A 19945-nucleotide genomic window follows, 5' to 3' on the forward strand; every position below is an offset into this window, starting at 1 on the left:
AGTCGAATTTGAAAATGGGCAAGGCGTATGGCGAACAACAATCAATCGACAGTGACATGGCCGCAGGTAGCGATCGCGCTCGCGTTCCCTCTGGTCCTGCTGACGATCCTGTGGCTGCTCTTCCGGCCGCAGATCGCACAGGTGTATTACAACATCCGTAGTTTCGAGACGCTGGGACTGTGGCGCTCGACAGGGTGGGGACGCTATTTCGGAGACGGCGGCCAAGGCCCTTACGAGATCTGGTCGATCTACGTTTCGTCGTTGCCGTTCGGTGTCGTCTGCGCAGTGTTGATCGGGATCATCGGCGCGATTGTGTCGCGCCGGGCGCACACGCGGCACATCATAAACTTCCTGCGCCCCGACCCGGACGCCAAGCGTGCGATGGAATGGCACAAGCTGATGAAGAGGCTTGCTCCGTTCTACCCACACAACGAGTTCTTCCTGCTGTTCCCGATGTACCGCTATTCGGTTTCAGATCAGAAGGGTCCGGCTTCCCAGCCGATGTCGGCGCTGGAGCTTCTGGTCGATAGCGGCTCCCTGATCTTCGAGGACGAAAATGCTGCACCTGCCAGCCCGTCCCGGAAGGACACCAAGCCCGGTGAGCGCGTGGTAGATCGTGGGCGCATCAAAGAGCGCCTGATCGCACCGTTCGGCCCCAGAAACCCGTTTCTGGGCGTTTCTTTGCGCAACGAGAAGGAAGTGGCGGAGGCAGTCGCATCGCTCCCGTGGTATGGGGCTATCATCCTTTATTCCGCCCTGCGGCGCATCAACGCCCTTCACGACGCGGCGGCCGAGCTGAAAAAGGAGGTCGATGGAGCCGAAGAGTTCATGCGCGACGTGTGGCGCGAGATCAACGCCGAGAAGAAGAAACCCGCGCTGGCAGATCGTCTCGTTCTTGGTCCATTCGATTACCCGGACCCGCTTAAAAAGGGGAATAAGGGAGCGAAAAAGGGATTCCTGTCCAAACGAAAATCATCGGGCGAGGCGGCCGTGTCCGGCTTCAATGAGACACCGCCGAATATGGTCACTTTGACCGATCATCTCGCCGAGGTCGGGCCCGGCTTCAAGACGACAAAAACCGCGCGCGAAGGGCTGATAAAGATCATCACCAAGCCGGCGCTTGGTATCAACCCAAAGAAGCCGGTCGATGTCATCGACTGCATCCTGCAATACCACGGTTATGTTTTCGGGGTGCTCGCGTCTTCGCTGACCGACGGATCGAACAACACGCTACCCGCAGCTCGTACGACTGGCGTAATGGCCCCCAACACGTTCCTGTGGCTCCGCTTCGTGGATCGCTCTCTTTGGCGCTTCCTCAATTATGTGGGCATGCAGACCCCCTGCCCGGAGGCGTCAGGCATGTTCGATCACTGGCAAATGGAGCTGGTCCTTAAATCCGCTCGATCCCGCCCTGAAATCGCGGACACCACGATCACGTCGATCATCCAAGAGGCCCGCAAGCAGGGGAAGGATGCGCTTGCCGCCCGTGACATGGATGAACTGATGAAGCGGATGAGGGAACAGACGGACGCTCTATCGGCGATTACGAAAGCATCCGAGGTTTGGAATGATGACGCGAAGCCTGCGCCAAGTCTGGGCGCTGGCCATTGATGACGGCCCGTCACTGTGAACTGCGAAGGGTCAGGATTTCGCGTATCCTAGTCTGGACCAAGGATGGAACGTCATTCTCGGTGATTTCGACAAAAGCGATACCCGCCTTTCTGAATGCTTCCCGTTTGATGGCATCTCGCAACAGCGCATCGCCCTGATAATGGGCGACCCCCTGACGACGCCCGCCCCCATTATATTCGATAGCCGCCACGGGCATTCCGTAGCGATCAACGATCAGCATATCGACACGCTTGCTGTTCACCAGAGAGAAAGCGTTGCGGTTATGCGACCGGAGAATTTCGCCGAGGCTGACCTGAGCGAAAAGCCGGAAGCGAGCGTGCTTGTAGGACGGCTCGGTCAATACGTCTTCAATCGCATAGAAATAGGCGGCCTCGCTCTTGTTCAGGAGAGGCAGGGCATCAAAAGAAGCGCTGGACACGATAGCCAATTGCCGGGCGGCATCGGATGACCAGTGATGGGTTGCAACGTTAGGCGACAGTTGCGCCGCGCCGCTCGGCGCGGATGGGGAAGCCGAAACGAGGCTGGAAGAACGTCTAGGAAGGAATGAGCGCCAATGTTTGCGCGGTCGGTTCCTGCCCGACCGAACGAAACGCGCAAGAAGGCCCAAGGCCACAACGACAGCTATCGGGTAGAGGGGGACGTACCTGATCAGCGTTTCCGAGAGATGGTATAGGAAGGCATCTATCAACAGACGGTAGAACCCGCTCCTTGCAGCATCCGGCGCTTCCTATTTGTGGGTGCTGCTCGACATGAGAAGCAGGTGAGCCAAGGCACTATCCATCCGGGCGGAAAGCTTGTTCGAGTCCTCACCAAACGCCCTGACTTCCAGAGCGGACTGCCGCCCCATATCGATAACCAATGAACGCCGGTCATCTTCGGCCGTGGCAACGGCCATGGCTGGGCTGGTGTAATATTCGCCCTCGCCTTCCGTCATGGCCGTGGCGGTGTCGTATTCACCGGCACTGGTCGGAGTGTCGGCCACGCTCGATCCGGGCGTACAGCTATTCGGCAGCGATTGCGTGCGGCCGGTGCGCGCGGTTGCGTTGCCCTGCACCGGCACGCGCTCTTTCAGATAACGCTCCGGGTTCACGTAGTACCACGTGTTGGGCTTCGCCGATTTTATCGCATCGGCCGTCGCGTAGGCATCACGGCTACGCTTGCTCGACCCGGACGGGAACACGCAGTCGTCGTTGTTCTCGCCGGGCAGGCAGCGCGTGCTCGAAATGGCGCTCGGCGGCACCAGAACCTCGAAATGCAGGTGCGGCTTCCCGGCAGAGTTCACTTCGCCGATCTTGCCGATTTCCTCACCGGCCTTGAGATCGCGAGGCTCGCCCTTCGTCGGGGAGTGCAGGTACTTCGTCCAGAACTGGCCGCTCTTGAGCTGCGGCCCCATCGATCCGTACGAGGTCTTGCCATCGTGTGCGGCATACATGGGCTGGCCCTTGCTCGCGCCGCCCTGCGCCCCAGAGGGGTAAATATCGACGCCGCGATGCCAACCATTGTTGCCGGCCGTGCCCGGCCGGTTCCACGCTCCGTACTCGGAGAAAATGACAGGGCTATCGACAGGATGCGCCGAAAGGCATGTGCCTCCCCCGCCGCCTTCATCCTCACCGGCCTTACATTCGTCGTTGGTCTGATTTTCTCCGACATAAGTGCCGGCGCACGTGCCGTTGCCGTCAACTGCGTCGGAACCTGTGCCGAGATTGGTGCAATCGCCGCCGCTGGTGAGCCAATAGCGCATGCCGCCAGCGCCGACGAGATGCGAACCGGCGATCAGGCCAGCACGGGTGACTGTAACGCCGCCGATGGTCTGGCCGATGTATTGCTGCCAATTGCCGAGGTAGCCCAAGTTGGCCTGTCCATAGCGGAGAAAGGCGTCATCTTGCGCTGCGGGATTGTTCAGATAGTCCTCAAGCGAATTGACGCCGTTACGGCCCGTCCATGTGCCATCCCTGTTCATATACCCGGCGTCGATCAGCGCCGGCTGGCCCATCTGGTATGCCCCATAGAAGCCGTTCCCGGTATTGGTCTGATAGTTCCCTGATCCTTCCGAGTTGCGGATGTTGACCATGAACTGCTGGCAGTTGTTCGCGACGGGCTGCGCAGTGCGCGCATCGGCAAGCGAAGTGGTCGCCAGCAGCGCCAGCGCGAGCCAAGTGGTGCGCCTCATGCGTGTCATGGCAGCGTCGTCTCCTTGCCGCAGATCGTGAGCTTGTCACCGGTTAGATCGACCTTGTTAAGCTCACCACAGGCCGTGAACGTTTTGCCGGCCGCTTCGACCTTGTAGGACGACGACAGTCGCTGAACCTGCCAAGCACATTCGCGCGGGGTGCAATTACCATCCCGAAATGACGATATGAGGTACTGTTTTCCAGCGGCCTCGAAGAGGGCATAGGAAAATCCATAGCTGCCCATCACATTGGAGATTTCGCCTGCCCATACCTGTTTCATGATCGCGCCGATGGCGTTCTTCGGATCATCGATCTCGGCGGGGTCGTACGTGCTCGTGACCGAAAGGGGCTTGGCGCATGCCGCTGAGACTCCCGCCGCGAGGCATATGGCAATGACGGCAGGCGAGAGCTTGCCGCGTGAGATGGTGTGTTTCATGGTTTTCGTCATCACCGCGTCCAAACCAGATCATAGGTTCATGCTGCCGCGCGAGGCGGCAACGTCATGCGGCAAGATGTCAGAAACCGAGGCAAATGACAACGTAGTGCGCGTCGTGAAAACTGTTAAACTTCTGCCCGACTGTGGTATAGGAAAGACCATGAACCTGCGCAAAATCATCCCCCTGTGCGTCGTAGCGGCCGTTTTCAGCGGGCCTGCCGCTTCGCAATCGACAAGTGAGCCAATTTCTCCGCCCGCTCCCGTGGTCCAGCGGCCGGGCGGAGACGACAATAAATCGCGCTACGAGTACACCCCTGAAAATCAACCGTCTTGGCAGTACACGAAGCCTTCGAGTGAGATCGAAGCCTGCTACAACGAGGCGGACTTGCTGCGGGAACAGATACGAGAGCTGGAGCAATCCAAGTACGAGCTGAGCGAAGAGCTGCGACTGACGAAGAACCGGCTGTCGGCGCTGCAAAAGGGCGAATAGGACCGTTCCATGACAGACCTGTCAGAAGTCATCATCAATTTATTCTCGGTCAACTCGATCATCTTCGCGATCATGATCCTGTCGATCACGGTCTTTGGCCTGATAATGGGCGCGATGGGGCTGCTGGAAGGCTATAACTACACCACGGGCAACGACCGGTTCTCGACGCGGCACGCGACGTTCTCCGGTTCGATCATGAAGCTGGTGCTGGGAAGCGCCGCTGCGGTCGGTGCTGTGCTGTTCTATCAGATGGCGGGCACGTTCGCGGTGGCGGACGATCCGACCACGGCGAATGTGCTGAACTATGCCCAGCAGCGGTCGATCTCAGGGACGTATTGCCAGCAGTTCCACTATTCCGTGACGCTGATCTGGATGATCATCGGTACGGTTGCGTTGTTCAATGCTTTCCGCACGGCCTACCAGAAGTCGAACGGCGAAACGATTTCGTGGGGCACACCAATAGCCTATTTCATTGCTGGCGTGCTCTGCTATTTCGTGAACGGCATTACCGCAATGGCCGCCAACACAATCGGTCTCAATGTCGGTCTGGACAATCTGTGCCGGGCATTCGGCATGGCGGGAGCAGGCTAGAACGGCACACGCCCCCTGCCCTGCTCCATCAGGATCACGCCTGCGGCGGCCGTCCTTCGTGGTCCACGCCTGCTTTCTCCATTAGCCATTCCAGTGTTTCGTCATACGGCAACCGCAACGTCTTGGAGAGTTCCACATATCGGTTGTAGGTGGCAAGCCGGACCCGCATGCCCAATGGCTGAATGATACCCTTGCTTTGCCGCTTCCGGCTGACGCGCAGCGGCGTTTGCGGGATGGTTCCAGCCTGCGCATCCACCGCACGCTGGACCGCCTCTACCGAGGGTACGCCGTTTTCCTCGACGGGCTGCGGTTTCATCTGCGCCGCAGCCGCCAACGCCTCGTTGACGTGGGCCACGTTGTCTTCCTTGCCAATAGAGGCAAAGCCCAATCCCTTTTTCATGCTGCCTTCTCCCCTTGCTTGGCGAGGATGTGTTCGACCAGCTCGGCCGCGAGCCGGTCCGCATTCTCAATGGCTTTATCGACCCCATTGAACTCTTCCCGGTTCACTTCGGCCAAGGGCACTGCATCGAGGACCATCGCCTTATAGGCCGAGCGCTCATTCAGGTGCGTCTCGAACGCCGGGATGTCGTTTTCCGTGATTTCCTGCATGATCCGCCGTTCAACCCTCTGGATCATGTTAGGAACGGTCCTCGCCCAGAGAATCTTCTTGTCGATTTGACGATTTAGCGTCTCCTCGTCGCTCTGGATCAGCGCGAAGGCCCGCGCCGCTAGTCGTGCGTCTTCGGGGCTTGGCTGCATGGGGACGATCATTAGATCGGCCCTGCTCACGACCGGCGTGCGCATATCGGAGGTGAAACCTGCCATATCTATGAAGACGAACGCGGATCGCTCCGATGCTTCGCGTATGGCGCGATGGATACCAGTGCTTGACTGTTCCTCGACCACCTGAATGGTGGAGGTTGTTGCTCCCTCACGCCAGTTGGCAATGGAGCGTTGAGGGTCTGTATCGATGACGGTCACGGTGGCGTTGCGCCTAGCGAGCGCATCGGCCAGCACAAGGATTGCGGTGCTCTTTGCCGAGCCGCCCTTGGAATTAAAGGCTGCGATTACAGGCATTTAGGGTTGTTCTCCCAACAATCGGATTGCAGCATCATACGCAATAGTGATTTCAGGATCGTTAACAATCATTTGCATGATTTCGCGATCTAGCGCAGTCACGCTATAGCGTTCGCAATCGTATGTCAACATGCGCAATCTCGTGCAGTCGTTTGCAGTCGTGTGCAATCTATCGCATGATAGCAGATGACTGCACCTGCATGCAGTCGCAATCTCGCCCCAAAAAGCAGGGGGGCGGATAGCCAATACCGCCATAAACGGCCGTACAGCGCGTTTAGGCGGCTCCGATGAGGAAATCTACGTCGAAAGTGCGCAAACGCGCTGTACGGGCTTCCTAGCCGGTCACTTTTTCGACTTTCCACGCTTGCTGACACGCCGTGTCGTCCAGACTTCATTGCGCTTCATGACGGCCGCCCGCTTTTTCGCGAAGTCAGCAGTCCACAGAAGGTAGTCGTCGGGCAAGCCAAACAGGCGTCGGTAGTCATCACCATCCAAATCGTAGTGCCGAAGGCCACGCGAGAGGATACGGCCTTTCCGTCCGTCGATTAGGTTGACGATCCCATCCTTGGTGACAGCCTTGTTCACCGGCACCACCGGGGTCATACGCGCTTCGCTGTCGAGTTCTTCGAACCGGGCCACGGAATGAAGAATGTCATCCAGATCGGCGGTATGCTGCGAAAGTACGGCGTGCATTTCCGCAAGAACCGTGGATTGGTTAGCCGGCGCGCTCATTTGCTGCTGGGCAAGAAAGTCCGCACGGACATGGCTACGCTGAATGTGGCGAATCAAATCTTGATCCGCCCGAATCAGTTCCGAATATTCCCCGACAAGCTGCCTAAGTTCGTTGACGGCCTCTCGAATCCGTGCGCGAATCTTCTGCTCAGCCTTCCGGTCGCTCCCCTTGGCGCGTCCGCTCTCTGACAAAACGTTTTCCTTCTCGTGCTGCCCTGTTCCGACAGCGTTGTTCTGATGCAAATTCATGTCATAACGTGCATATTCGAGCGCTAAAGTATCTGCCGCCAATTGCCTGTCAATGAGGCGTTTATGATGTCTAACGGGCATTTTTGGCGAACAGTCCCCGCAGCTCGTCCTGCACGAAGTCACCAAAAGGTGCAGTCTGCTCGAACATGCGGTTGTTGCTGACCTGCCACGCCCTGTAGCGCATCGCAAAGACCGACATGAACAGCGGCACTGAGAAGACGAGCGCGAAGACGAACATCATCCACGAGCCGCGCCATGCGCTGTAGAGCACGGCGCAGGATAGCAGTAAGCAGGTGATTACAAAATAGATCGTTGCCCGGCGTAAAAAGAAGTCCCTCCGCTTTTCAGGCGCATAGAACATCGGCTCTGCCGCGTTCGCTACATCGTGCAGGGTGATCGTTAGATCGCAGGTATCGCACCTGCGCATGTTGGCGCTCTCCGGGACCGGCAGAAGCCGTCCCTTGCGGCCTTGCGCTTCGCAATCGGGGCAGGGGGGTCGATCAACACGAAAGGCGTCCTTGACCATGGACGCCATGTGGACGTTTTCAGACTTGATCTGCTTAGGAGTGATGATTCGACGGTACTTGCGGAATATCCCATCCTTGCCCGCCTTGGGCTTTTCCTCGCCGTTATCTTCTCCCGCAGTAGCAGCTTTACGCCGCCGCCACAGTGCCATGAGCGCTTCTCCCGTGGTTAGGTTGGGACTTTTATTATCAAAAACGGTCGAGAGTTAAAATCGCTTTGGCGAAGAAATCTGCCGAACCAGTCATGGACGAGGCAGTATCTGGAACCAGTCGTCAAACGCCCCCAGCTCGAAAATCTCCCCTGCTGGCACTGAAATGATGACGGGATCGTCCTCGAAACCGCCGATCCGCAGTATCATGGCCTCGGCCGTCAATCTGATCTCGGCTGGATCGTCCTCGCTGGTCGTGAAGGACGCTGTGACGCTTGCGTCATCGGGGTCCACGGCGAATGACACGGGGCCATCCACGTGTTCACCGGCCGAGGTTCCCCATAGTCGCAGGATGGCGACTGCGAGGGGAGGGTGCCCCAACCCATCAATGACGGATGTGTGCGCCTGATCGAGTGGCGTCCAGCTCGAAAAGGGCGTTGTGGGGGTCGCGAAGCCCATAGAAGCGCTCCTTATGGTTGCGTTCTCAATACGTTAATGCAAAAATGCGTTATATGCAACGCATGTGCGTGCGTTATAGCGCACGTTCGATACTGATATTGATCGACCGGCACTATTACCGCCCGTGCGGCAGTTACAACGCTATTGCGAACGACTGTCAAAACGTGCATCCTACTGAAAGTCGATTGCTGCGTCCCTCCAAAAAGGACTGGCGATCTCGGAGCTTACGGATGGCAAGACGCCCTAAACGACAACGCGAGACGGGAGACCGCGAGCGTTACGAGACGATCAGCTTTCGCCTTCCGGGCGGTCAATCGGAGCGCCTGAACCGTTTCCGGTCGCTGAACCGGTTAAACGTGGATGAGGTCGTGTCGTTCCTGTTCAACCAGCTCAATGTGAACGGGGAGGGGACTTCGCGCATGATGATCGACTACGCCAAATACGAGCCGGTCTGGAAGGAAGCGGCGCAGGCTGGCTATGAGGACCATTCGATGCGCATTCCGGCCTCTGAGGCCGCGCGCTTCAAGACTTTCAAGACGACGAACCGGCTGGCCTACAGCGAGGTCGTGATGTTTCTACTCGATGAAGCCGGGATAGCGCCTGATGGTGAATCCGTGTTCTGGATCAACTATCAGACGCTCACGGTGAGACCATTCCCGAAGGCGGCGGTTCAGGCCGCCTGATCGACCCGGTTCCGTCCCTTCTGGACGTATTCGAAACCGGCCTGCTCCACGATCCCGCCCGGCGTCAGATGTCCCTTGAGCAGAAGCTTGCCGGACGGCCGATCCTCGCTCTGGATCAGCGCGCGCAGGGTTTTCACCTGTTGGCTCTGTTGCAAAAATCGTGAAGCTTGAGCATGCTTGGCGGAGATTGGACGGACGGAACGATGACGGATTTCAAGTGGCGCCATTTCCAGGGTGATGTGATCCTGTGGGCGGTGCGCTGGTATTGTCGCTATCCGATCAGCTATCGCGACCTTGAGGAAATGCTGGCGGAACGCGGCATTTCGGTCGACCATACGACGATCTATCGCTGGGTCCAGTGCTACGCCCCGGAGATGGAGAAGCGGCTGCGCTGGTTCTGGCGGCGTGGCTTTGATCCGAGCTGGCGCCTGGATGAAACCTACGTCAAGGTGCGGGGCAAGTGGACCTACCTGTACCGGGCAGTCGACAAGCGGGGCGACACGATCGATTTCTACCTGTCGCCGACCCGCAGCGCCAAGGCAGCGAAGCGGTTCCTGGGCAAGGCCCTGCGAGGCCTGAAGCACTGGGAAAAGCCTGCCACGCTCAATACCGACAAAGCGCCGAGCTATGGTGCAGCGATCACCGAATTGAAGCGCGAAGGAAAGCTGGACCGGGAGACGGCCCACCGGCAGGTGAAGTATCTCAATAACGTGATCGAGGCCGATCACGGAAAGCTCAAGATACTGATCAAGCCGGTGCGCGGTTTCAAATCGATCCCCACGGCCTATGCCACGATCAAGGGATTCGAAGTCATGCGAGCCCTGCGCAAAGGACAGGCTCGCCCCTGGTGCCTGCAGCCCGGCATCAGGGGCGAGGTGCGCCTTGTGGAGAGAGCTTTTGGCATTGGGCCCTCGGCGCTGACGGAGGCCATGGGCATGCTCAACCACCATTTCGCAGCAGCCGCCTGATCGGCGCAGAGCGACAGCCTACCTCTGACTGCCGCCAATCTTTGCAACAGAGCCGTCCGAAGAACTCATGCGAACGATGTAGTTCTTGTTTGTCAAGTTTTGAGCGAACAGGCGAACCTGATACTTGTCATCAGCGCTGAACCAGATCACGGAAGCATTCAGGAGCACGTATGCGCGCTGCGCATCCAGCGCGGTGTTGAATTCCCGGAAGTAGATCTTCGACCGATAGCTGACATCTAACAGCGTACGCACATGTCCACCAAACGCGATCGGCTCGCTGTCATAGGTCAGCCCGACATTTGCTGAAACCCGCGGCGCATTGGACAGATAGTTGCCCGACACGTCCTGGGCGCCGAGCGCGGGCGTGAGCGTGTCCAGATTGACGAAATCCTTGTACGTCGCCTTGAGAAGCGAAAGGTTGCCGGTCAGAGTCCAATGCGGGTCTGGGCGCCATGTGCTTTCAAGTTCGGCGCCCACCACGCGCGCCGCGGCGGCGTTGGTGATCTTCGAGACTAGGCCGACGACTTGGTTCAGCTGTAGGTCGGTGTAGTCATAGTAGAAAGCGCCAACGTTCAACAGTAACGCTCCGTCTAGGAGCTTGTTCTTCCAGCCCGCCTCGTAGGAAGTGACCTTTTCTGGCTTGAATACCTGGTTGCAATCGTAAGGGTTGAAGCCGCCGATCTTCAAGCCCTTTGAAAATGTCGCGTATAGGTTGCTGTTATCGCTGACGTCATACTGCGCGCCGACCCTTGGAGTCGTGGAGTGGAATTGGATCTCGTTCCGCTGCAGCGGACAGGTGTCGATCGGCGCCGCGGGTCCAAACGTCAGGAAATTGCGCTGGACATCGCTCTGCCGATCCTCGGAATATCGCAACCCGCCGATGAGTTTCGCCCGCTCGGTGAGGTGCCAGGTGAGGTCCACAAACGCGGCATAGGATTTGGTGACGTAGTCGAATGACTCGAAGTCGAGGGTGCTGCCCGCCGGCAGGGGAGAGAGCCCCAATGGGAAATTATAGTGCAGCTTATCGTAGGCGGTGTCACGCATATAGAAAGCGCCGACGAGCACCTCGACTGCCCCCAGACTGCCCGCGACATTGACCTCCTGGGTAAAGGTGTTTGAGCGCGCCCAGCGTTCCACGGGGAGCCCGTTGACGTTGATGGCGTCATCATCCCGCTGTTCTTGGTCGGCGAGCCGCTGATAGCCCGTGATCGACTTGACCTGGAGGCCTGCCACCTTCCACGTGATGATCGCGCCTGCTGCAGCGTAAGAGCGATCGGCGCCGATCGGATCGTCGGCTGAGATGCGACGCGGCTGCAAAGGTACGATAGCGGTGGCCAGGTAGGGATTCTTGGCGACGGCGTCGGCCGAGGGTTTGTTGGACAATGTGAAGTAAGAGGTCGGTCCGGAGGAATGCAGACCCGTCGCACTGAGATCGAGCGCCAAGTCGTCCGTGACATCCACCGCCAGTTTGAACCGGCCCGAAGTCGCGCGACCTCGATCGACATCCTGGCCGCCCGGCAGGACATTTTTCACAAAGCCCTCGTCGCGGCGCCAGCTGTCTAGCACTAGTCGAGCGCGGATGCGCTCATTGACCGGGACGTTGAGCACGCCCTGAAGTCGACCTTCGTCATAGCTGGCATAGCTTCCAAGCACGTAGCCTTCGAACCTGTCGGTCGGGTCCTGCGTGACGAAATTCACAACCCCACCGTTGGCGTTGCGTCCGTACAATGTGCCCTGCGGTCCGCGCAGCACCTCGACACGGGCAATGTCGGTTTGCGCAAGGTCACCCATCGAGGGGCGAGGTTGATAGACCCCGTCCACGTGGATAGCGACGCCTGGCGAGCCCTGGTTAAGTCCGACACCGCGAATGGTGATTGCTGTCTGCCCCAACAAGCGGCCAGCCTGCATGCTCGGCACGATGAATTGTAGGCCTTCAGGTTGGGAGACCCCCCGCTGCTGAAGCACCGCGCCACTGACAGCGGTAATGGCGGCGGGGATGTCCTGGACGGTCTCGGAACGCTTCTGCGCGGTGACCACCAATTCGTCGACCATTGAAGCAGGACCCGTCTCTGCCTGCGCGCCCCATGCATCCGTCGTGAGAAGCCAAGGCGCCATCATGGCGGACGCACACAGAGAAATGCGGACGGCGTGTTTCATGGTTCCCCTTCAAGTTTCGCTCGCTCAGGTGAAGCGAAGGTTCGCCCCACAACCGGCGGCGAAGGCGCTTCCAAGTCTGAGGGCAGACTCCGACTCGTCCTCCCATTCGTCAAGCATTTTAGGTAGAACGTCCGACTTTGGCGCGTTGCTTGGGTGCAGAAAGGTGCACCTCGGCCGCCGCCTGCGTGCGCAAAAATGCACCCGGATACCGCGAATGATGTGGATAATCGCATGTTTTCGTCCACGAGATGCGCGGCTGAGGCTCCACACGGTCACTTGACAATCTAGGACATATGCATAATATTTCGGCTGTCGGCGGTGTCGTCAGGGCATGCGCCGGAGCTGTCGCGGTAGGTTATTGTCCACGCGGCTTAGACCAGCAGAAGGAGCGCGACAGTGAGCAAGGTGGACCTTTGGCAGGATGCGACGGCCCAGGCCGAACTCGTGCGCTCGGGAGAGATAAGCCGGACCGAACTGCTGGAGGCGACGATCGCTCATGTCCAAGCTGTGAACCCAGAGATCAATGCCGTCATCATCCCGCTCTTTGAGAAGGCGCGGCGTGAGAGCGAGTTGGCCTCCGGGCCCTTCGCTGGCGTGCCCTATCTTCTGAAGGACCTCACCGTCGTGAGCCAAGGCGATATCAACACGTCCAGCATCAAAGGCATGAAAGAGTCCGGCTACAGAGCCGACCACGATGCCTATTTCGTGCAGCGGATGCGCGCGGCGGGGTTCGTTTTGCTCGGCAAAGTTAATACACCGGAGATGGGCACGCAGGTAACGACGGAGCCCGAAGCGTGGGGCGCCACTCGGAACCCTTGGAACCTCGGACGGTCGGTTGGCGGATCCAGCGGCGGCTCAGGGGCTGCGGTAGCCGCGGCTCTGTCACCGGTTGCGCACGGCAATGACGCGGCAGGTTCCGTGCGCATACCTGCCAGCGTCTGCGGCGTCGTCGGCCTCAAGCCGACGCGTGGGCGGATATCCCCAGGCCCCTTGGTCACTGATTCAGACAACGTCGCAGGAGCCGCCCATGAAGGCCTCTTTGCGCGAAGCGTGCGGGACATCGCGGCGTTACTGGACGTCGTCAGCGGCCATCGGCCGGGCGACACGTTCTGCGCACCGACAGCGTCACGGCCCTACGCCCAGGGCATAAGCGAGAATCCGGGCAGTCTCCGCGTGGGGGTCCTGACCCACAACCCCGTTGGCGACTTCGCTCTGGATCCGGAATGCGCCGCGGCGGCACGGGGCGCCGCTGCGGCGCTTGCCGCGCTCGGCCATGACGTGAACGACGCCTACCCAGAGGCGCTCGGCGATCGGTCCTTCCTCAAGGACTACTTGACGATTTGCGACGTCGCGATCGCGCGAGAGATCGAACGCAACGGAGAACTGATCGGCCGGCCGCTGACGGAGGATGACGTTGAGTGGACCAGTTGGGAAATGGTCAAACGCGCAGACCAAGTCACGGGGCGCGCCTTCGCCGCGTGCGTGGACGAGCTTCGATACTACGCTGGGAAGGTGGAGCGTTGGTGGGAGGCGGGTTGGGACCTCCTGATCTTGCCGACTGTAACGCGTCAGACGCCGGAAATTGGGGAACTCATGCTCGCCAAGGGAACCGACTTGGAAGGGCGTCACACCGCCCTTATCTCGGGCAGTCTGCGGATGCTGGCCTTCACCGTTCCCTTCAACGTTTCGGGGCAGCCGGCTATCTCCCTCCCCATCGGCATGTCTAGCGATGGGATGCCGATTGGGGTGCAGATCGTCGCGGCCTATGGACGCGAGGACCTCCTCCTTCAGGTGGCCGCGCAGTTGGAAGGGGCGCTGCCATGGGTCGCTCGGCGGCCCCAATTGCTGAACCCGTCGCGGAAGATCCCAGCGGCCTGATGCTTGCGGGAGATGGGGTCCGGCCGACAGATACGGGCCGGGCCCAGGTTTCGTCCCCAACTGGCACCCCACACCGCCTTAGTGAAGGTCCGCCTCGGGGACGCCCCACAGCCGGATTGAGGCCACTCTTTTCTGTGCTGGAACCCCGGCCTGTCGTCGCCTGCTTGTGAGCTCGCACCACGGTCGAGCTTAGCATCAGGTACTGAGTGTCTCAATCCTTCGTCAGTTCGTCGATCAGACGCTCCCACACCCGGCCGCCGCCCACCGACTGAAGAGCTTGCCGTATTCCACTTGCCGTACCGCTCGAGCATGCGCCGGCCAGATCGAGCCGGTCGTGGGGCTCTTCCAGTCGACGGCAGGCAAGAGGGCTCTGTTGCAAAAATCGTGAAGCTTGAGCATGCTTGGCGGAGATTGGACGGACGGAACGATGACGGATTTCAAGTGGCGCCATTTCCAGGGTGATGTGATCCTGTGGGCGGTGCGCTGGTATTGTCGCTATCCGATCAGCTATCGCGACCTTGAGGAAATGCTGGCGGAACGCGGCATTTCGGTCGACCATACGACGATCTATCGCTGGGTCCAGTGCTACGCCCCGGAGATGGAGAAGCGGCTGCGCTGGTTCTGGCGGCGTGGCTTTGATCCGAGCTGGCGCCTGGATGAAACCTACGTCAAGGTGCGGGGCAAGTGGACCTACCTGTACCGGGCAGTCGACAAGCGGGGCGACACGATCGATTTCTACCTGTCGCCGACCCGCAGCGCCAAGGCAGCGAAGCGGTTCCTGGGCAAGGCCCTGCGAGGCCTGAAGCACTGGGAAAAGCCTGCCACGCTCAATACCGACAAAGCGCCGAGCTATGGTGCAGCGATCACCGAATTGAAGCGCGAAGGAAAGCTGGACCGGGAGACGGCCCACCGGCAGGTGAAGTATCTCAATAACGTGATCGAGGCCGATCACGGAAAGCTCAAGATACTGATCAAGCCGGTGCGCGGTTTCAAATCGATCCCCACGGCCTATGCCACGATCAAGGGATTCGAAGTCATGCGAGCCCTGCGCAAAGGACAGGCTCGCCCCTGGTGCCTGCAGCCCGGCATCAGGGGCGAGGTGCGCCTTGTGGAGAGAGCTTTTGGCATTGGGCCCTCGGCGCTGACGGAGGCCATGGGCATGCTCAACCACCATTTCGCAGCAGCCGCCTGATCGGCGCAGAGCGACAGCCTACCTCTGACTGCCGCCAATCTTTGCAACAGAGCCCACCTGTTTGCGAACCACTTTTCCCGACAACCGCGCCTGCAAGACGGCACCTGTGGCAGGATGATTGACCCGCAACATCACGTCTGGCTGCGGCGCGGGCAATGGCTCCAGCTCGATGTTCAAAAGCACGTCGATGGGCACGGCAAACCGCAAGGGGATCACCGGCAAAGAAATATCGATCTCGCGCGGTGGTAGCTGATCCCGCCCCGGCCTAATCAACCAACCGTCCTTGGTGTAGCGCCGCACCTGCTGAGTGGTCTGCATTCCATCCATGGCCAATCACCCGTTACTCGCCTCGGCCGTCGCCTTGAAGAAGCGAGGCCGGCTGCTAGAGACTACCTCGACACGCTTGGTTTCCGTGAGCAATTTCAACGCTGCTTGGACCCTCGACGTGGCACGCTCTCTAGGCACCTTATACAGGTCCGTGAAGACAGTCGCAAATACTGCGGTGGGTGCTTCGCCACCCTCCGACAGGATGTCGTGGATCAGCTTTGCATCACGCCCCTTCTGTGAAGTGGTAGTGATTCCGGTCTGATAATCCTGCAAGGCTTTCTGGAAAAGCGCCTTCGCTTTCGCCACGTCAGTCACCACGTCCGCCTGTTTCGCCACCGCTACTCTCCATGCACTGTCTCTCGCACGGCGAACTATACCAAACGCGCCCTATACCACCAACCCTTTTTCACTCTTCGATTGCACCTTATTCGCGCTTGTGCGGACGGGTCAGCGTGGGCTTCGGAACTGTCGTCGCGGCACTTTGGTTCGGAGACCTCGCAACATCGCCGCGAACGCTCTTCGCCGCGAAGAAATTCGTTACCCGCGCAAGTGCTCGCTGGAGCCGTCCAACAGACTTCCCGTCAACACGTTTCACGCTATCAGCGCTTGGCTTCACCGGGGTTCGCGAACCCGCTCGGCTGCGATTTCCATAAGCAGCCTTCGCGGTCATTGCGCTACGCTGTCCCATAGCTGCCGCAACCTCTCCGCCACGATAATCAAGATCGCGTTTAGCATTTGCCGCGAACTGATGTCGTGCCTCATAGATGCGCGTCCGCGCCTCCTTCGGTGTGATCGTCCGAGCGCGCAACAGCGCCTTCTTGGCGTTGTTAAATGCGCGCCTCACGTTGCCCCCGATAACCTCCCAACGTGTTCCATTTAGCTCGCTCAGTACCCGCTTGATCGTCGCGATCTGACGCGTCGTCAGGTTCTCTTTCAGTAAGCTCAACTCCCGCTGTACGCCATTACCGGAGATGCCCGGCCGATACTTCGCATTAGGCACAATCAGCGTTGTCCCGCGCAATGTAGCGCCAGCCCATTCACAGGGCCGTAAGCCAGTGAGAGTGCCAGCTTCAAGGAGGTCTGCGGCTAGCGCTTTGTTGCGCCCACGTCGCCCGCTTCGTAAATACGCGGTCATCATATCGGCGATCTTATTTGGCAACTTCTTTGGATACCGAATGCGCGCTTTAACGGGAGGCCGCGCGTTCGGAAATGCAGCGGTAAATTCGCCCGCTGCGGCAACACTAATCGTCTCGCCAATCCACCACTTCACCGCAGCCCGCATAAAACGCCAAGTCGCATTCGCCAATGATGGCTGCTCGGCGGTCATCACCGCGATGTAATTCGCTGGTGTCGCCGCAAGCCCGGCTGCACTCAAAGCGCGATCCATGCGATCTGCCACTCGCCTGTATGCGCTTTCTGTTCTGGTCGATAGACCCATCTATTCGCCCACGTTTACGTATCGATGCGTTATAAACTTCTATCGCAATGGTGTTTGAATCGCAAGTGCGTCATTTGCAACGCTCGTGCGTTATTCGTAACGCAGATGTCGGAAACCGCTTTTCATTATGTCCGGGATAGTGGTAATCATAATAGAACGATGCTGACTTCGGAGTCTCTGATGCCTAAGAAACTTGCTGCCCTCTTCCTCGTTGGCCTTTCACTGGCGGGTTGCCAAACCACGTCCACGGCCTCGACCGATAAGTTCGTGACAGACACATTGAGAGACGGAATGCCGCCTGTCGCTACACCGGCCTCGACGGATGCGAAGAAGGTTTTTCCGCCCGCGCCGGATGCGCCCGCACAGGACGCTGCCTCTGAGGTTTGACGGCATGTCAGGGCGGGCGGCTGTTCTGGCGATTGACATCGGAGAGGTTATGACCAAGGCGGCGGTGAGCGCGCCGGGCGGCTCTCGCCGGGTTTGTTTTCCGACACGTGTTGCCATGGGCGAGCGGGACGTTGACGGTCGCGAGGCTCCACCCCGCGCAGTGCTCATCCGAGGCGGGATCGCGCGGGTCGGTGATGTAAGCAGCCGCTTGGGGTTTGTTGAACGAGAAATCGCTCCTGCTCTGTCGCCCAGCGAAGTGTTGGCAGCGCTCGTGGGCGGTGTCGTTATCGCGACGGGCGTCGATGCCATTGACGTTCTGATGCTCACAGTCAGCGAGAATGTGTGCAACGTATCAACGGAAGATGTTCGCGCCGCTCTGTCGAAGGTCCGACTGCGGGACGGGAAAGCGATTACACCGCCTACCCGGATCGGTGTTATGCCGCCTCGCGAGGCGGTCCTTGCTGATCTGATCCTGTCTTCTTCGGGGGGGATTGAATTATCAGAACGGGCGGTCAAGCAGACACGCTTTAGCGTGGTCGATTGCTCTCCCCGCGCCTTGCGGATTGCTCACGTGACGCGGGGAGCCAAGGGCGTGACGGACATAGCGACTGACGAAATCGCCCTCGACTTTGCAATCGAAAGGGCGGTTTGTTCTGATGTCGAATCGCGCATGAGGTCGCAGGTGTCGGGCGTGGTCGAGGCGATGGCAAATCGCTTCGTGCGCGGTCCACGCAACCGGTTGGACATTGGCGTTTATATTGATATGGCTGCTACAGCGGCGCGTGAAAAAGTGCTGCCTGCGCTGGCGCGCTCGATAGCGTCAGCCGGGTCGGAACTTGTAGTGTTTAGTGGCGGGCACGCAACAGTCTTCGAGAGACGCGACGGCGAGGAAAACGATTATGTTTCTCGCATTGCGATTCAAAGTGAAACGAGTATAGTGCGGGGCCTGTTCAGAAGCGGCAAACGCTGGGGGAATCCGGCGCGATGACGGGGAAAGAGCAGCACGAGGGTTACACCGTAGAGGTGTCCGTGGACACGCTGGGCGACGGGTTGTTCGATTATCTGGACAGGTTGCCTCCACGTCTCCAGCCCTATGAGCTGGCCCGCTTGGCTTTCATCGGCTTCCGGTCGTTGAACGCGAAAGGTGGCCGATCTTCCGGTCGGAAGGGGATGAAGGAAGAGTTGTTGATGCCAGTGGCGAATTTGATAGGGGGAGCCATCAAGTGGTCGTAATGCGATCCTCCGTCGCGACGTTGGTCGCGGGTCTCATGATCAGCACGTCCGTACCAGCGCTTGCGCAGGATAACGGTACTCCTGTTCGACAGAACGTTTATGGCCAGCAGGCCGCTGGGGCGTATCCGGTCTATCCGGCGTATCCGGGCTACCCGCCTGCGGGCTACCCCGGCTACCCACCTGCATATCCCGGCTATCCTGCATATCCCGGCTATCCCGGCTATCCACCACCGGGCTACCCCGGCTATCCGGGTGGCGAGGCGAATGTGAACATGCCGGGGATGCCGGGCCAATCGGTCATGCGAGACCCCGCAACTGGCGAAGTGTTGTCTTCTGGCGGTGCTCGCGAGAACGGCCCCGAGATCACCGTTGATCCTTCGGTTCGTATGCGTGGTCAGACGCCGACAAGTCGCGGCCCACAGCCGTCGCCCGGATCGGGTTTGGGCGGCCAAGGGCCGGCCCGTGAGCAGTTGATGAAGCGTTCCGCGCGTATCGCTGGTGTCCGGGATGGGTTTTCGCAGGAGTCTGCGAGGATCAACGACAGTCTGAACAAGCAGGCCGGCTGGCTGGATCGGACCTATGCTTTTCCCGATCTTATGATCTCGGATTATGTCGTGCCCCCGGTCGTGCTGTTGACGGGCGACCGGGTGGAGAAGAACGGCCCGCGCGTGCTTGAGCTTTCACTAGGCCGTTTCGAGATCGCTTCGCCGCCGCGTGTCACGGCGCAGCCCCCAACATGGCGGACATACCTGTACATGCAGGCGAATGATCAGAACGGGGTGGATGTGCATCCACGTTCGAAGGAAGACGAGAGGGCGTGGGACAAAGGCTATCGCGACGGGATGGCTACGGGGATTGCCGAGGCCCGCGCGTCGTTCAAAGAGGCCGTCCGCCGCATGCGACGTGATTATGAGGGCATGTTGCGCTATCATGATCTGGCGCGGCGCGGCGCGATCTCGATGCCGAGCACAGTCGAGAACGGTCGCGCCCTTCGCGTATCGAAGAATGGCACGGTCGCGCTTGTCGGCATGCGCCGGATCGAACTCGTTGTAACACCAAAGTTCCGGCCACAGGCCGGGGCGGGATCATTTCCTGTAGGGTCTGCGGATGTGACAATGCGGCCGACCTACAAGAACTTCATGGGCAAGGCGAAGCAGAAATAGAGACGGACG

24 protein-coding genes are annotated in these 19945 nt (G+C 59.5%); 11 read left to right on the plus strand and 13 right to left on the minus strand.

The annotated features are described in order from the left end of the window. Positions 1–27 precede the first annotated feature (27 nt). The gene (locus ABWW28_RS22765; protein ID WP_353392301.1) at positions 28–1611 is read left to right on the plus strand and encodes a secretion/conjugation apparatus DotM-related subunit; all 1584 of its coding nucleotides are present in this window, start codon (positions 28–30) and stop codon (positions 1609–1611) included. 10 nt (positions 1612–1621) lie between these two features. Here ABWW28_RS22765 and ABWW28_RS22770 read toward each other — a convergent pair whose 3' ends face one another. The 3 genes from ABWW28_RS22770 to ABWW28_RS22780 all read right to left on the minus strand — a co-directional run bounded on the left by ABWW28_RS22770 (position 1622) and on the right by ABWW28_RS22780 (position 4239). Beyond that, complete coding sequence (locus ABWW28_RS22770; RefSeq protein ID WP_353392303.1) at positions 1622–2050, minus strand: DUF2726 domain-containing protein; 429 nt, start codon at positions 2048–2050, stop codon at positions 1622–1624. Positions 2051–2359: 309 nt separating this feature from the next. Next, positions 2360–3811, minus strand: a complete 1452-nt coding sequence (locus ABWW28_RS22775) for a M23 family metallopeptidase (protein ID WP_353392305.1) — start codon at positions 3809–3811, stop codon at positions 2360–2362. Further along, entirely contained in the window at positions 3808–4239 is a 432-nt protein-coding gene (locus ABWW28_RS22780; protein WP_353392307.1) for a hypothetical protein, read from the minus strand. The genes ABWW28_RS22775 and ABWW28_RS22780 overlap by 4 nt, the downstream gene beginning before the upstream one ends. Here ABWW28_RS22780 and ABWW28_RS22785 point away from each other — a divergent pair. Further along, positions 4238–4729 (plus strand): hypothetical protein, encoded by a 492-nt coding sequence (locus ABWW28_RS22785; protein ID WP_353392309.1) that lies wholly within the window; start codon positions 4238–4240, stop codon positions 4727–4729. The two genes, ABWW28_RS22780 and ABWW28_RS22785, sit on opposite strands and share 2 nt — an antisense overlap. Positions 4730–4738: 9 nt before the next feature. Continuing rightward, positions 4739–5320, plus strand: coding sequence for a hypothetical protein (locus ABWW28_RS22790; protein WP_353392311.1), 582 nt, complete (start codon positions 4739–4741; stop codon positions 5318–5320). 34 nt (positions 5321–5354) lie between these two features. Here the strand turns inward: ABWW28_RS22790 and ABWW28_RS22795 are convergent, their stop codons facing one another. From ABWW28_RS22795 to ABWW28_RS22815, 5 genes are all read right to left on the minus strand, one after another. Then, positions 5355–5720, minus strand: coding sequence for a hypothetical protein (locus ABWW28_RS22795; RefSeq protein WP_353392313.1), 366 nt, complete (start codon positions 5718–5720; stop codon positions 5355–5357). After that, complete coding sequence (locus tag ABWW28_RS22800) at positions 5717–6397, minus strand: nucleotide-binding protein (protein ID WP_353392315.1); 681 nt, start codon at positions 6395–6397, stop codon at positions 5717–5719. The genes ABWW28_RS22795 and ABWW28_RS22800 overlap by 4 nt, the downstream gene beginning before the upstream one ends. A gap of 342 nt (positions 6398–6739) precedes the next feature. Further along, positions 6740–7420: a MucR family transcriptional regulator gene (locus ABWW28_RS22805; protein ID WP_353392317.1), complete on the minus strand. Its 681-nt coding sequence runs from the start codon at positions 7418–7420 to the stop codon at positions 6740–6742. A 28-nt stretch (positions 7421–7448) separates the two neighbouring features. Next, positions 7449–8054: a hypothetical protein gene (locus tag ABWW28_RS22810; protein ID WP_353392319.1), complete on the minus strand. Its 606-nt coding sequence runs from the start codon at positions 8052–8054 to the stop codon at positions 7449–7451. A gap of 90 nt (positions 8055–8144) precedes the next feature. Next, on the minus strand, positions 8145–8510 hold the full coding sequence (locus tag ABWW28_RS22815; protein ID WP_353392321.1) for a hypothetical protein: 366 nt from the start codon (positions 8508–8510) through the stop codon (positions 8145–8147). A gap of 230 nt (positions 8511–8740) precedes the next feature. Between ABWW28_RS22815 and ABWW28_RS22820 the strand changes: the two genes are divergently transcribed. Then, positions 8741–9193, plus strand: a complete 453-nt coding sequence (locus ABWW28_RS22820; RefSeq protein WP_353392323.1) for a hypothetical protein — start codon at positions 8741–8743, stop codon at positions 9191–9193. On the opposite strand, the gene ABWW28_RS22825 is transcribed toward ABWW28_RS22820, so the two are convergent. Beyond that, complete coding sequence (locus ABWW28_RS22825; RefSeq protein ID WP_353392325.1) at positions 9181–9330, minus strand: hypothetical protein; 150 nt, start codon at positions 9328–9330, stop codon at positions 9181–9183. The genes ABWW28_RS22820 and ABWW28_RS22825 overlap by 13 nt on opposite strands. 66 nt (positions 9331–9396) lie before the next feature. On the opposite strand from ABWW28_RS22825, the gene ABWW28_RS22830 reads away from it, so the two are divergent. Next, positions 9397–10161: an IS6-like element IS6100 family transposase gene (locus ABWW28_RS22830; protein WP_001389365.1), complete on the plus strand. Its 765-nt coding sequence runs from the start codon at positions 9397–9399 to the stop codon at positions 10159–10161. An 18-nt stretch (positions 10162–10179) separates the two neighbouring features. Here the strand turns inward: ABWW28_RS22830 and ABWW28_RS22835 are convergent, their stop codons facing one another. Continuing rightward, the gene (locus ABWW28_RS22835; RefSeq protein ID WP_353392333.1) at positions 10180–12318 is read right to left on the minus strand and encodes a TonB-dependent receptor; all 2139 of its coding nucleotides are present in this window, start codon (positions 12316–12318) and stop codon (positions 10180–10182) included. A gap of 396 nt (positions 12319–12714) precedes the next feature. Here ABWW28_RS22835 and nylA point away from each other — a divergent pair, with 396 nt between their 5' ends. Together nylA and ABWW28_RS22845 are read left to right on the plus strand one after the other, a co-directional pair. Continuing rightward, on the plus strand, positions 12715–14196 hold the full coding sequence (nylA, locus tag ABWW28_RS22840; RefSeq protein ID WP_353392335.1) for a 6-aminohexanoate-cyclic-dimer hydrolase: 1482 nt from the start codon (positions 12715–12717) through the stop codon (positions 14194–14196). A gap of 427 nt (positions 14197–14623) precedes the next feature. Next, on the plus strand, positions 14624–15388 hold the full coding sequence (locus tag ABWW28_RS22845; RefSeq protein ID WP_001389365.1) for an IS6-like element IS6100 family transposase: 765 nt from the start codon (positions 14624–14626) through the stop codon (positions 15386–15388). Between the two features lie 18 nt (positions 15389–15406). On the opposite strand, the gene ABWW28_RS22850 is transcribed toward ABWW28_RS22845, so the two are convergent. The 3 genes from ABWW28_RS22850 to ABWW28_RS22860 all read right to left on the minus strand — a co-directional run bounded on the left by ABWW28_RS22850 (position 15407) and on the right by ABWW28_RS22860 (position 17102). Beyond that, positions 15407–15715, minus strand: coding sequence for a hypothetical protein (locus ABWW28_RS22850; protein WP_353392337.1), 309 nt, complete (start codon positions 15713–15715; stop codon positions 15407–15409). A 6-nt stretch (positions 15716–15721) separates the two neighbouring features. Further along, a complete protein-coding gene (locus tag ABWW28_RS22855; protein WP_353392339.1) occupies positions 15722–16051 on the minus strand; it encodes a hypothetical protein in 330 nt (109 codons plus the stop codon). 88 nt (positions 16052–16139) lie between these two features. Continuing rightward, entirely contained in the window at positions 16140–17102 is a 963-nt protein-coding gene (locus ABWW28_RS22860; RefSeq protein ID WP_353392341.1) for a hypothetical protein, read from the minus strand. 231 nt (positions 17103–17333) lie between these two features. Between ABWW28_RS22860 and ABWW28_RS22865 the strand changes: the two genes are divergently transcribed. From ABWW28_RS22865 to ABWW28_RS22880, 4 genes are read left to right on the plus strand one after another with little or no spacing between them, the layout of a single operon-like run. Continuing rightward, entirely contained in the window at positions 17334–17540 is a 207-nt protein-coding gene (locus ABWW28_RS22865; RefSeq protein WP_353392343.1) for a hypothetical protein, read from the plus strand. Between the two features lie 49 nt (positions 17541–17589). Continuing rightward, positions 17590–18528 carry a hypothetical protein gene (locus tag ABWW28_RS22870; protein WP_353392344.1) on the plus strand — a complete coding sequence of 313 codons (939 nt, stop codon included), beginning with the start codon at positions 17590–17592 and terminating at the stop codon, positions 18526–18528. Further along, positions 18525–18773, plus strand: coding sequence for a hypothetical protein (locus tag ABWW28_RS22875; protein WP_353392346.1), 249 nt, complete (start codon positions 18525–18527; stop codon positions 18771–18773). Before ABWW28_RS22870 ends, ABWW28_RS22875 begins: the two co-directional genes overlap by 4 nt. Continuing rightward, positions 18773–19936: a type IV secretory system conjugative DNA transfer family protein gene (locus ABWW28_RS22880; RefSeq protein WP_353392450.1), complete on the plus strand. Its 1164-nt coding sequence runs from the start codon at positions 18773–18775 to the stop codon at positions 19934–19936. Before ABWW28_RS22875 ends, ABWW28_RS22880 begins: the two co-directional genes overlap by 1 nt. Positions 19937–19945: the final 9 nt, after the last annotated feature.

Source organism: Brucella sp. NBRC 14130 (assembly GCF_040371715.1).
Lineage (GTDB): Bacteria > Pseudomonadota > Alphaproteobacteria > Rhizobiales > Rhizobiaceae > Brucella > Brucella intermedia.